The 13,626-nt window shown below is 38.4% G+C and carries 11 protein-coding genes; all 11 read left to right on the top strand.

The window, feature by feature from the left end; genetic code table 11:
* Nucleotides 1–17: 17 nt before the first annotated feature.
* On the top strand, nucleotides 18–797 hold the full coding sequence (locus tag AC6IWN_RS06260) for a CheR family methyltransferase (protein WP_497991511.1): 780 nt from the start codon (nucleotides 18–20) through the stop codon (nucleotides 795–797).
* 159 nt (nucleotides 798–956) lie between these two features.
* Nucleotides 957–1,967, top strand: a complete 1,011-nt coding sequence (gene plsX / locus AC6IWN_RS06265; RefSeq protein WP_497991512.1) for a phosphate acyltransferase PlsX — start codon at nucleotides 957–959, stop codon at nucleotides 1,965–1,967.
* Between the two features lie 137 nt (nucleotides 1,968–2,104).
* A complete protein-coding gene (acpP, locus tag AC6IWN_RS06270; protein WP_497991513.1) occupies nucleotides 2,105–2,338 on the top strand; it encodes an acyl carrier protein in 234 nt (77 codons plus the stop codon).
* Between the two features lie 196 nt (nucleotides 2,339–2,534).
* Entirely contained in the window at nucleotides 2,535–3,224 is a 690-nt protein-coding gene (gene rnc, locus AC6IWN_RS06275) for a ribonuclease III (RefSeq protein WP_497992179.1), read from the top strand.
* 18 nt (nucleotides 3,225–3,242) lie between these two features.
* Complete coding sequence (smc, locus tag AC6IWN_RS06280) at nucleotides 3,243–6,803, top strand: chromosome segregation protein SMC (RefSeq protein ID WP_497991514.1); 3,561 nt, start codon at nucleotides 3,243–3,245, stop codon at nucleotides 6,801–6,803.
* 103 nt (nucleotides 6,804–6,906) lie between these two features.
* A complete protein-coding gene (ftsY, locus tag AC6IWN_RS06285; protein ID WP_497991515.1) occupies nucleotides 6,907–7,839 on the top strand; it encodes a signal recognition particle-docking protein FtsY in 933 nt (310 codons plus the stop codon).
* Between the two features lie 95 nt (nucleotides 7,840–7,934).
* Nucleotides 7,935–9,152 carry a threonine ammonia-lyase gene (gene ilvA / locus AC6IWN_RS06290; RefSeq protein ID WP_497991516.1) on the top strand — a complete coding sequence of 406 codons (1,218 nt, stop codon included), beginning with the start codon at nucleotides 7,935–7,937 and terminating at the stop codon, nucleotides 9,150–9,152.
* Nucleotides 9,153–9,734: 582 nt separating this feature from the next.
* A complete protein-coding gene (recA, locus tag AC6IWN_RS06295; RefSeq protein WP_497991517.1) occupies nucleotides 9,735–10,760 on the top strand; it encodes a recombinase RecA in 1,026 nt (341 codons plus the stop codon).
* Nucleotides 10,761–10,884: 124 nt separating this feature from the next.
* Nucleotides 10,885–11,499 carry a regulatory protein RecX gene (locus AC6IWN_RS06300; protein ID WP_497991518.1) on the top strand — a complete coding sequence of 205 codons (615 nt, stop codon included), beginning with the start codon at nucleotides 10,885–10,887 and terminating at the stop codon, nucleotides 11,497–11,499.
* Nucleotides 11,500–11,785: 286 nt separating this feature from the next.
* Nucleotides 11,786–13,222 (top strand): acyl-CoA carboxylase subunit beta, encoded by a 1,437-nt coding sequence (locus tag AC6IWN_RS06305; protein WP_497992180.1) that lies wholly within the window; start codon nucleotides 11,786–11,788, stop codon nucleotides 13,220–13,222.
* Nucleotides 13,223–13,236: 14 nt separating this feature from the next.
* Nucleotides 13,237–13,599, top strand: coding sequence for an OadG family protein (locus AC6IWN_RS06310; RefSeq protein WP_497991519.1), 363 nt, complete (start codon nucleotides 13,237–13,239; stop codon nucleotides 13,597–13,599).
* Nucleotides 13,600–13,626 lie beyond the last annotated feature (27 nt).

Genomic DNA, 13,626 nt, shown 5'->3' on the forward strand with positions numbered 1-13,626 from the left:
GATAAAGGAGAATAAAGTTGTTCGGAGATTATGAAGCTTTTAAAAAATCCATTTATGATATGACGAAAATTGATTTGAATTCTTACAAAGAGCGACAGATGAAGCGACGCATTGAGGCACTTATTACGAAGCATGGCATCGCTACCTATAAGGACTATGTGCAAAAGCTTAAGGTTGATCGAGTTGCATACGATGAGTTTATCAACTATATTACGATAAATGTGTCTGAATTTTTCCGAAATCCGGAGCAATGGACTGTTCTGGAAAAGCAGGTTTTTCCGTATTTGTTGGAACGCTTTGGTAAGAGTTTAAAGATTTGGAGTGCTGCTTGTTCTACCGGGGATGAACCTTATTCTCTTGCTATGCTACTATCTAAGTTTGTGCCGTTAAATCAGATTAAGATTTTAGCAACAGACATTGATAAGCAAGTAATGGAGAAGGCTAGGGTTGGACTTTATCATGAAAAGAGTATTAAAGACGTTCCGGAAGAATACGTACAGAAGTACTTCAATAAGATTAATGATCGTACTTATCAGATTTCAGATACTATAAAGTCTTGTGTAGAATTTAAACAACATGATTTGCTAAGAGAAGCTTATCCCACCAATTGTGATTTGATTGTTTGTAGAAATGTATTGATCTACTTCACAGATGATGCGAAGAATAAGATCTATTCCGATTTTAATAAAGCATTAAAAAAAGATGCATTGTTATTTGTAGGAAGCACAGAACAAATCATACAATCACAACAAATTGGTTTTCAAACTTACAAATCATTCTTTTACAAAAAATCATAACTTGTATAAATTGGCATATCCTTGTATTAGTAACACGAGGATATGCCAATTGCTTTGAGAGCTGAACGGAAATAGCCCGTTTTATATTTTCAAAAATGTGGTTGATTTTTAGAATGATATCGAGTATATTGTTAAATAGATTAGCTAAGAGAGGGTGTTATGCAAAAGATGGTTACAGTAGCAGTAGATGCTATGGGCGGCGATAACGCACCTGTAGAGATCATCAAAGGAGCAGTTCTTGCAGTTCAAGAGAATAATGATATTAAAGTTGTTTTAACAGGTGACGAAGCGGTCATTCAAAAAGCACTTGGTGAGTATACTTATGACAAGGATAGAATTGTGGTCGTGCATGCACCGGAGCTAATTACAAACTGTGAAGCACCGGTTATGGCTATACGTCGCAAGAAAAATTCCTCAATCGTTGTGGCACTTAATATGCTTAAGAGTGGTGAAGCGGATGCATTCGTATCTGCGGGTAGTACCGGAGCAGTGCTTGCAGGGGGACAGCTTGTCGTAGGAAGAATTGAGGGAGTGGAGCGACCACCTCTTGCACCACTTTTACCTACAATGACAGGTGTTTCTTTATTAGTAGATTGCGGAGCAAATGTAGATGCCAGACCATCCCACTTGGTTCAATTTGCAAAAATGGGCTCCATATATATGGAGAACGTAATCGGAATTAAAAACCCTAGGGTTGCAATTGTCAATAATGGTGCGGAAGAAGAGAAGGGCAATATGCTCGTGAAAGAAACCTTCCCATTGTTAAAAAATTGCACGGATATAAATTTTATCGGAAGTATTGAGGCGAGAGAGATACCGAATGGTGCTGCGGATGTTATTGTTTGCGAAGCATTTGTAGGTAATGTAATTCTTAAGCTATACGAGGGTCTGGGCTCAGCTTTGATTAAAAAAGTTAAAACAGGGCTTATGAGTACATTTAGAAGTAAGATTGGTGCGTTATTAGTAAAGCCTGCATTGAAAGAGACTTTTAAAGATTTCGATTCTTCCAAGTATGGCGGCGCTCCGCTTCTTGGTTTAAAAGGACTGGTGGTAAAAACACACGGCAGCTCAAAGAGCACTGAGATTCGTAATTCCATTGTACAATGCGTTACATTTACAAAGCAGAATATCAATGAGAAGATTAAAAAGAATCTGAGCAATGTCGAGTAATTCTCGATTAGTAAGATGATTAAATTGGGGTATGCATGCTGGTTAGCATGTCATTAAGGTGCAAACCGGGAATTCTAACGGATTTCAGGCGATTAAAAAAATACAATCAACAAATTATAAAAGAAGGGTGTATGATTATGGAATTTGAAAAATTACAAAAAATTATCAGCGAAGTATTAAATGTTGACGAAGATGAGATTACGATGGATACTACATTTGTGGATGATTTGGGTGCGGATTCGTTAGACGTATTCCAGATCATTATGGGTATCGAGGAAGAATTTGATATCGAAATCGCAAATGAGGAAGCAGAAAATATCGTTACTGTTTCAGATGCTCTTGAGCAAATCAAAAATGCATTGAATTCCTAATAAAGGAATCGATAGATCAGTACTTAGTTTTGTTTCTTTCGTTAGAAATAAAATATGTGATATGATTAAGCCCTGTGAATAAGGCTTGCCTTATTTATGGGCTTTTCGTATAATTTTATAACAGGAAAAACTCGCATGGCGTGTTATCCGGTTGGTTGAAAGGAGGAATGCCAATTCTATGAAGGGGCGTAAAAGGTTGGAAGAAAAGATTGTTCTTCTTGAGAACAAGATTAATTATCATTTTTCTAATCCTTCTATCTTAATACACGCATTGACGCATAGCTCTTATGCCAATGAGATGCGTTTGGATAAGGAAAAGAATAATGAGAGGTTGGAATTTTTAGGTGATGCGGTTCTTGAGTTGGTAACAAGTGAGGAGGTATTTAAAGAATATCCGAATCTTACGGAGGGTGATTTGACAAAGCTTCGTGCAAGCATTGTATGCGAGCAGACATTATCAACCTGTGCCAGAGATTTGAATATCGGAGAGTATCTGTTACTCGGTAAGGGAGAGGACATCTCCGGAGGTAGAAACAGGGATTCGATTTTATCAGATACCTTAGAGGCGGTAATCGGAGCGATCTATTTGGACGGTGGTTTTACTAATGCAAAAGAGTTTATTAACAGCTTTATTTTGGCGGATGTTAAGAATAAAGATCTCTTTTTCGATAGCAAGACTATCTTACAGGAAATTATTCAGAATGAGAATAATAAACAGGTATTAAGGTATAAATTAATCTCTGAAGAAGGACCCGACCATAACAAAATATTTAAGGTTGCTGTATGTGTCGGTAATAATGAGATTGGTTATGGGACAGGCAGGACAAAGAAGGCAGCGGAACAGGAGGCTGCAAATCAGGCGATTCAATCTCTACGAAAGAATTAGTTAGATGGGAGACTATTAATGTATTTAAAGAGTATTGAGGTTCACGGTTTCAAATCCTTTGCTAATAAAATTGTTTTAGAGTTTCATGATGGTATTACGGGAATTGTTGGCCCCAATGGTAGTGGTAAAAGTAATGTTGCAGATGCAGTTCGATGGGTACTGGGTGAGCAAAGTGCGAAACAGCTACGTGGTTCTAAGATGGAAGATGTAATCTTCTCCGGAACGCAGACACGTAAGCCTTTGGGATATGCATATGTAGCAATTACATTGGATAATTCCGATCATAAGCTACCAATTGAATATGATGAGGTTATTGTTGCGCGAAGAGTTTATCGATCTGGAGAAAGTGAATATTTGATTAACGGAGCATCCTGTCGACTTAAGGATGTACATGAACTGTTTTTAGACACCGGTATCGGTAAGGAAGGATATTCAATTATTGGCCAAGGGCAGATTGATAAGATTCTAAGCGGTAAGCCGGAGGATCGTAGAGAACTGTTTGATGAAGCAGCCGGAATTGTAAAGTTTAAGAGACGTAAGGCAACTGCGGAGAAAAACTTAGACGAAGAAAAGTTGAATTTATCCCGTGTTACGGATATCATTAAGGAAATTGAAAAGCAATTATCTCCTTTGGAGAAGCAGTCAGCGGTAGCCAAGGTATATTTGAAGTATAAAGAAGAGTTAAAGAGTCTAGATATTAATTTATTCTTAAAGGAATATGACAGACTAAAAACCTTGAAAGAAGAAGTGGAAGAAAAGTTATCAATTGCAAGCTCTGATTTAGAACAGTCCAAAAGTGAATATGAGAATACGAAGGAGGAATATGTTCGTCTCGAACAGCAGCTCGAGGAGTGTAATACAGTAATTGAAGAAGATAAGAATCAATTTAATGAGTTGAAGCTTAAGATTCAACAATCAGAGGGTGAAATCAAAGTATTACAGGAACAAATCAGCTCTGCTTTGCAAAATGATGAATATATTCATAATCGTCTACATAGCAATAATCATGATATCCAAGTGAAGAAGGAAGAAGAAAGCGGTTATCTAAAAGAAAAAGAATCCATTGATGAAAAATTAACCTCTATGGATGACCGTCTTACTGCAGCACTGGGAGAACTAAATCGTATCAGAGAGAATATCTCCGGTTATACCAAGGAGATCGAAGAATGTAATAATGGAATATTTGAGCATCTGAATATTAACTCCGGCGTAAAAAGTAATATGCAACGCTATGAGATGATGTTGGAACAGAACACACTTCGTAAGTCTGAATTGAATCAGAAGATTCTAAAGAATAAGAGCGAAGAATTCCAATATGAAGAAGCAATATTATTCGGTCAGGAGCAATTGAAAAATGTCTCTGATATCATTATCAAATCAACGCAGGAAAGCACCTCTACCCAAGTTCAAATAAATGAGACTCAATTAAGTATAGACCGGTTGAATTCTCAGTATAATGATATGCAGACTAGATATCTTGGCGAGAAATCTCGCTTTGAATCTCTCCTCAATCTGACCGAACGCTATGAAGGATATGGCATCAGTATCAAAAAGGTGATGGAACAAAAGCAGAGGATGCCTGGTATTATCGGTGTAGTTGCTGATATTATTAAGGTGGAGAAATCCTATGAAACTGCAATTGAAACAGCGCTTGGAGGTACGATACAAAATATCGTTACTGATAATGAACAGACTGCGAAGGAGTTAATTTCTTATCTGAAGCAGAACAAATTCGGACGTGCTACATTTTTACCGTTAACCAATATGTCCTCCGGATCCGGATTCCATCAGGAGAAAGCGTTGCAAGAACCTGGCGTTCTTGGAATTGCCAGTACGCTCGTTGAAGCAGACAAAAAATTCAATGCATTAATTGAATACCTACTAGGTAAAATTATTGTAGTAGACCATATAGACAATGCAACTGTTATAGCGAAAAAATATCATCATTCGCTTCGTATTGTAACACTTGAGGGAGAATTATTAACACCCGGCGGTTCAATATCCGGTGGTGCTTATAAAAATGCAAGTAATCTCTTGGGTAGAAGACGTGAAATTGATGAGATGGAAGAGATGATTTCTTCTCTTCAAAAGCAGTTAAAGGAAATTCTTGATCAGAGGGAAGAGCAAAAAGAGATCAGAACTTCACTTCGCGCGAGAATGGAGGAGCTAAAAGCAATCCTTCAGGAAAAGTATCTGGAACAGAATACAGCTAAGATGAATTTGGACAGGGAACTTGCGAAAAAGTCCGAATCGGAAGGTGTTTATCTGGAGTATGTGAAGGAACTACAGGAGATTGAACTACAGGTGAAGGATTTAAAGGATAATCTGAGTAAGCTAAATGAGGAGATGGAACAAAATTTCCTTTTGAATAAGCAAAACGAAGATAAAATTGACCAATTAACAAAGCTTCTGGAAGCGGAACGTGTTCTGGAACAAGAGGCAAATGAAAAGACGTCACAATTAAAACTGGAGTTATCTTCTCTGGAACAAAGTAATCAATTTGTGATGGAGAATGTAAAACGTGTGAAGCGCGAAATTGAGAGATTGTTCGAGGAAGAAGCGTCGCTTAATGGTGATATCTCGAGAACTTCTCAGGCAATAGAGGAGAAGAAGCATTCCATCAGTCAAACGGAGACAATTATCAAAGCGTACAAAATAGCAGAGTTGGATCTTGATAACAGGATTAAAGAGATGTCTACTGAAAAGGAACGTATCACAGGAATTCATAAACGCTTCTTTGATAAAAGAGAAGAGTTGTCAGTTCGCATGAATGAGCTTGATAAGGAATGCTATCGATTAAGCGGGCAGAAAGAAAAACTGATTGAACAGACTGACCAGCAGATGAGTTATATGTGGGAGGAATATGAGCTTACTTATACCACTGCTTTGGAATATCCGGTTGAAGAAGAAATTAGTTTAACTCAGGTGAAGAAAACAATCGCAGAGATCAAATCCAAAATCAGAGAGCTTGGAGATGTCAATGTGAACGCGATTGAGGATTTTAAGAATTTATCCGAGCGTTTCGAATTCTTGACCGTGCAAAAAGAGGATCTGATGAAAGCGGAAGAGGCTCTTCTTCAAATTATTCATGAGTTGGATGAAGAGATGAGAATACAGTTCAGTGAAAAATTCAAGGCAATTAATGAACAATTCGAAATTGTATTTAAAGAATTGTTCGGAGGTGGTAAAGCAGATCTTGAGTTGACAGAAAATGAAGATATTCTTGAAGCAGGTATTCGTATCAATGCACAGCCGCCAGGTAAAAAATTACAGAATATGATGCAGCTTTCCGGTGGTGAGAAGGCATTGACCGCGATATCATTATTATTTGCAATTCAGAATTTGAAGCCTTCGCCTTTCTGTTTATTGGATGAGATTGAAGCGGCGCTGGATGATTCAAATGTAAATCGTTTTGCAAAATATTTGCATAAATTAACGAAGGATACACAATTTATTATTATTACCCATCGAAGAGGCACGATGGCTGCTGCGGATATTTTATACGGTATTACGATGCAGGAAAAGGGTGTATCAACATTGGTATCCGTTAATTTGATTGAAAATGAACTTGATAAATAAATGAACTTGCAAGGGGTTTGCAAGAGTGGGAGTATTAATACTTAATAACACGTCTATTGAATGGCTGACCAAGTGTGGTAGTGGTTGGCAGAAGGAGAGTTATATGAGCGATAATAAAACAGGCTTTTTTGGAAAACTAGTTCAGGGCTTATCAAAAACAAGAAATAGTATTGCACACGGATTTGATGCTATATTTAGCGGCTTTTCCAGTATTGATAATGATTTCTACGAGGAATTGGAAGAAATTCTGATTATGGCTGATATCGGTATCAATACCACAACTGCAATAATTGAAGACTTAAGGCAAAAAGTAAAAGATGATAAGATCAAAGAACCAGGTGAATGCAGAGAGATTCTGATTAATAGTATGAAGGATCAAATGAAGCTTGAAGAAACAGCGTATGATTTTGAAAACCAAAAATCTGTTGTGCTGCTCATTGGTGTAAATGGAGTAGGAAAAACCACATCGGTCGGAAAATTAGCCGGACAGATGAAGGATCAGGGAAAAAAAGTTATGGTAGCGGCTGCGGATACATTCCGTGCTGCTGCAATTGAGCAATTGACCGAATGGGCGAACCGCGCTAATGTGGGTATCATAGCACAAAAGGAAGGCTCCGATCCTGCGGCAGTTATATTTGATGCAGTAACCGCTGCGAAAGCCAGGGATATTGATGTATTGTTATGTGATACAGCAGGACGTCTTCACAATAAGAAAAATCTGATGGAAGAATTGAAAAAGATAGATCGAGTCATTGAACGTGAATATCCGGAGGCTTATCGTGAAACACTGGTGGTTCTTGATGGTACTACAGGTCAGAACGCCTTGGCTCAGGCAAAGGAATTTAACGAAGTGGCGGATATCACCGGTATCGTCTTAACAAAACTTGATGGCACTGCAAAGGGCGGAATTGCAATCGCGATTCAGGCTGAGCTTGGAATTCCCGTGAAATACATTGGTATTGGCGAGAAGATAGATGACTTACAAAAGTTCAATGCAGATGATTTTGTAAATGCATTATTTCAAAGGAACGAGTAGTACGAAACAGTTCGATTAATCCGGACCGATTTGTATTCATTTTAGATCGTGCTTCAGGTGTATCGGCACCAAGTACGGAGATGGAGGGATAAATCATGATGACTTTAGACAGGTTTGAGGAAGCGACAGAAGCGGTGAAAAAGGTAATTCTCCGCACAGAACTAGTTTACAGCGATTATTTTTCTGATAATACCGGCAATAAAGTGTACTTAAAGCCTGAGAACATGCAGTTCACCGGTGCTTACAAAGTAAGAGGCGCTTACTATAAAATTAGTACTTTGTCCAAGGAAGAGAGAAAACGTGGCTTAATTACAGCCTCCGCAGGGAATCATGCACAGGGTGTGGCTTATGCGGCAAAGCTTTATGGCTCGAAGGCAGTTATTGTGATGCCTTCCACAACTCCTTTGATAAAGGTAAATCGCACCAAAAGTTACGGAGCAGAGGTAATCCTTTATGGTGATGTCTATGATGAAGCCTGTCAGCATGCACTAAAATTGGCGGAGGAAAACGGCTATACCTTCATTCATCCATTTAATGATGAGACGGTAGCTACCGGTCAGGGTACCATTGCAATGGAGATTTTTAAGGATTTGCCGACTGTCGATATCATTCTGGCTCCGATTGGTGGCGGCGGCTTACTTGCCGGTGTTGCAACCCTGGCAAAGATGTTAAATCCTAATGTCAAGATCATCGGTGTAGAGCCTGCAGGAGCAGCATGTATGAAGGCTTCGATTGCAGCGGGACATGTAGTGACACTTCCGGGTGTGGATACCATTGCGGATGGTACAGCAGTAAAGACACCGGGTGATGTGGTATTCCCTTATATCCAACAATATGTGGATGAAATTATCACAATCCAGGATAAGGAATTAATTGTTAACTTCCTTGATATGATTGAAAACCATAAGATGGTAGTTGAGAATTCCGGATTATTAACGGTAGCTGCATTAAAGCATTTAAAGTGCAAGAATAAGAAAGTAGTATCCATCTTAAGCGGTGGCAATATGGATATCATCACCGTATCCTCAATCGTTCAGCATGGATTAATCCAAAGAGGAAGAATCTTTACCGTATCCGTCCTTCTACCTGATAGACCGGGTGAGCTGGTCAATGTGGCCTCCATCATCGCTAAAGCACAGGGAAATGTAATTCGTCTTGATCATAATCAATTTGTAAGCATAAACCGCAACAGCGCAGTGGAGCTTACGATTACTATGGAGACCTTTGGAGAAGAGCATAAAATTTTGATTGTGCAGGCTCTTACTGATCATGGGTATGATCCGAAGATCTGCATGCCGAATAAAGTGTATTAAGCTTTGTGATATTTACATAAATATTAGGCTAAATTTCAGCATTTTAATAAGTGCTACAGGTATTTACAAAGATAACCTGGGTTGATATAATACGAATATCTTAATATTCTATTATTCATGACAACACAATTTTTCTTGGAGATTTGTTAAGCTTCTCCGGGGGGATGAACCCAGCATCTTTAATACTGTAGCACTTTTTATTTTGTGAAAGCATATAGAGTGCTGAGTATACATACATTACAAGCAATGTCTACCGAAGGCGATTGCTAATTTTATAAAACGTGTTTCTTCCCTTTATGAAAATCTGTTTTTCATTATTTTCTAACCATATTCCATACTCTATGTTTATTTAATATTATATTTGGTATTTTATTTAATGGTTTTTTGATATTGTATTTAATATTTATTGAATCGGACATAGTATGTCTTGATAGCACGGTAGGATAAGGGTAAGGAACGCGAAAGAATGAGTTTGTTTTATTGAGTTTTTGTATTGACAACGTTTCTAAAATAAGTTAATATAGCTATAAGAACATTAGTTCGTATTTTAGAAGCGAAACTTCATTAAAAGGGAGATTAGATATGGCAAAGGATGATAAAGTCAGAGCATTAGAATCTGCACTTGCGCAGATTGAGAAACAATATGGTAAAGGTTCCGTCATGAAGCTTGGCGATACGAGCGCGAATATGAATATTGAGACAATTCCAACGGGATCGATCAGCTTGGATGTGGCTTTAGGCTTAGGCGGTGTTCCGAAGGGAAGAATCGTTGAAATCTATGGACCGGAATCCAGTGGTAAGACAACCGTGGCATTACATATGGTAGCCGAAGTACAGAAGATAGGCGGCATCGCAGGCTTCATCGATGCAGAGCATGCACTTGATCCTGCCTATGCTAAGAAAATAGGTGTGGATATAGACAATTTATATATTTCACAGCCTGATAACGGCGAGCAGGCCCTAGAGATTACTGAGACGATGGTACGTTCCGGTGCAGTTGATATTATTATCGTCGATTCTGTTGCAGCTTTAGTACCGAAGGCTGAAATCGATGGAGAGATGGGTGATTCCCATGTTGGTCTGCAAGCAAGATTGATGTCACAGGCACTTCGTAAGCTGACTGCTGTTATCAGTAAGTCAAACTGTATCGTAGTATTTATCAACCAGCTGCGTGAAAAAGTCGGTGTTATGTTTGGTAATCCGGAGACAACTACCGGTGGACGTGCATTAAAGTTCTATTCCTCCATTCGTTTGGATGTTAGAAGAATTGAAGCATTAAAACAGGGTGGAGAAGTTGTAGGTAACCGTACCAGAGTAAAGGTAGTTAAGAATAAGATCGCTCCTCCTTTTAGAGAAGCAGAATTTGATATCATGTTTGGTAGGGGTATCTCAAGAGAAGGAGATGTTCTTGATTTAGCAGCTGATTCAGGAATCGTAGTGAAGAGCGGCGCTTGGTATGCATATAACGATGCTAAGATTGGACAGGGTAGAGAGAATGCAAAACAATACCTTGGCGATAATCCGGTAATATTTGCTGAGATTGAAGCAAAGGTAAGAGAGAAATTCGCTCTTGTTCCGGCCAAAGAGATAACGGAAGTACTAGAATAAATTTTTAAAAAAGACTGGCTGTCCGTAAGGAGTGGCAGGACGATGGGATAACAATGTAGCCCGTTTGTCAGCTCCGATCGGACAGCCTTTATTTGTAGGTAAAGCATAATCGGAGGTTAAGGATATGGTTGTTACTCAATTGGAGGAACTAGAGAAGTCTAAGTTCAAGGTTTATATCGATTACAAATATGCCTTTCTTTTATATCGTAAGGATATTGAATATTATGAGATACAAGAAGGGTGTGAGATTTTAGATTTCGTTTATGATAAAATAATTGAAGATACTGTATTTAGACGAGCAAAGCAAAAGGCGCTGGCTGTTTTGAAATTCAAGGATCGGACGGAACATGAATTAAGGGGAAAGCTTTCCGATACCGGATATCCAACGGAAGTAATTGAACGAACGATATCTTATGTAAAGGAATATGGATATTTGAGTGATGAACGCTATATTGGAGCGTTTATCAGAGATAGAATGAGGGTAAAAAGTAGGAAGGTCATAAAGACCTTGTTGCTTCAAAAGGGTGCGAACAAGGAGTTGGTTGATCAAATCATGCAAGCAGAATATGAGCAGCTTGATGAGGGAGAAGACATCGAAATGCAAGCGATTTTAAAGGCAGTCTCAAAGAAGACGAAAAACAAGGATCAGCTTACGATGCAGGAAAAACAGAAGATAATAGCATCACTTTACCGAAAAGGATTTGAACTTGATAAAATCAAAAAGGCTGTATATTTATAGTTCGGGTTTTTACGCACACCAAATCTGTATGAATATTCCATGTTGCAGATGGATGAAGGACTAAAAACATTGTTATAAAAATGTCAAAATCATCCTAGATTGAGTAACTTATCCTTGCCTTTTTAAAGCAGATAATATAAAATTATAAATGGCAGAATATTGAATTGAGCGTTAATATAGGCATAAAACGCACATTTGCAATGAAAGACTCCGGTTATGATTGGAGAAACTCATGAAGCATGTTTCTTCCGATGCTATTAAAGATAAAGAAAATGGAGGGCTGAAAATGAGCACTACAGCACAGCTGTCAGCAAGAGAAAGAATATCGTCTTTACTTGACGACAACAGTTTTGTCGAAGTCGGCGCTTTCGTCACAAAAAGAAGTACGGACTTTAATCTACAGCAGAAGGAAGCACCTGCAGATGGTGTTATTACCGGATATGGTGTGATTGAAGGAAATCTGGTTTATGTATATAGTCAGGATTCGACTTCTTTAGGCGGATCTGTTGGTGAAATGCATGCTAGAAAAATAGCACATATTTATGATTTAGCACTTAAGGTAGGAGCACCTGTGATTGGATTGATTGATTCGACCGGTCTTAGATTACAGGAGGCGACGGACTCACTTAACAGTTTTGGTGAGATTTATTCGAAGCAGACATTGGCTTCCGGTATAATCCCACAGATCACAGCAATCTTTGGTAATTGCGGTGGTGGTTTGGCTGTTATGGCATCTTTAAGTGATTTTTCTTTTATGGAGGTAAATCAGGCAAGGTTATTCGTGAATTCTCCGAATACTTTAGCTGGAAATTATAAGGACAAGCTAGATACAGCAAAAGCTTCTTATCAAGCAAAATCCGGAGTGGTGGATTATGTTGGAGAGTCAGAGGATGAAGTCCTTCAAATGGTACGTGAGCTTGTAGCTATTCTACCTTCTAGTAATGAAGATAATGATTCCTATGATGAATGCACCGATGATTTAAATCGTCTTGTGCCAGAATTTGAAGGTAACATTAAGGATGGGAAGCTAGCATTAGCAGCGATTTCGGACGATCAATATTTCTTTGAAGTAAAAGAAGAATATGCAAAAGAGATGGTAACCGGATTTATTCGTTTGAATGGAGCTACGGTCGGTGCGGTTGCAAACCGAACGGAAGTGATTGATGAGAACGGTAATGTTGCTGAGTCTTTTGATGGAACATTAACAACAGCGGGTTGCTATAAAGCAGAGGATTTCGTTAATTTCTGTGATGCATTTAATATTCCTGTACTTACATTAACAAATGTATGTGGATTTAAAGCTACTTTAGAAGAGGAAAAGTCCATTGCGATTGCTTCTGCAAAGCTTACTTATGCATTTGCGAACGCAACCGTGCCAAAAGTAAATTTTATCGTAGGTAAGGCATATGGTTCGGCTTATATCACTATGAATTCAAAACATATCGGCGCTGATATGGTATTTGCATTACCAAGTGCACAGATTGGGATGATGGAAGCTGAGCTTGCAGCTAATATTATATATGAAGGCGAAGCTGGAATCGACCTTAAGGAGAAAGCTGTAGAATATGCAGCACTCCAGGCAAGTGCAGAATCCGCTGCAAAAAGAGGATATGTGGATAGTATTATTGAACCGAATACGGTTCGTAAACATGCAATTTATTCATTTGAAATGCTCTTCACGAAGAGAGAAACTCGCCCTGCGAAAAAGCATGGCACCATATAGAATGAGGTGAGATTATGGGAATAGTTCAACAAGGAATAATCAACCGGACAATGCTTCTCTCAAGTGATTCCATAAACAAATATATTAATATCAATACATTATTCGGACTTGTTATCGGAATGGTAGTATTACTACTGATTGTATTGGCTTATTTGATTAGTATTCGGTCACATTTGGTGAAAAGTTCTCCGGTTAATTCAAATAATTATCCTAACTCAGTGGATAATGTAATTACACAAATCGTTAACAATGAGAAGGAAGAACTGGTTGATGATTGTGAATTAGTAGCTGTTATTACAGCGGCTATCCAAGCTTCAATGGGTGACGAAGTTCCGGCAGGTGGATTTGTAGTTCGATCCATCCGTAAGGCAAGATAAGAAATGAAATAATAATATATTTAGCAT

The organism is Variimorphobacter sp. HTMS_6, assembly GCF_059717775.1.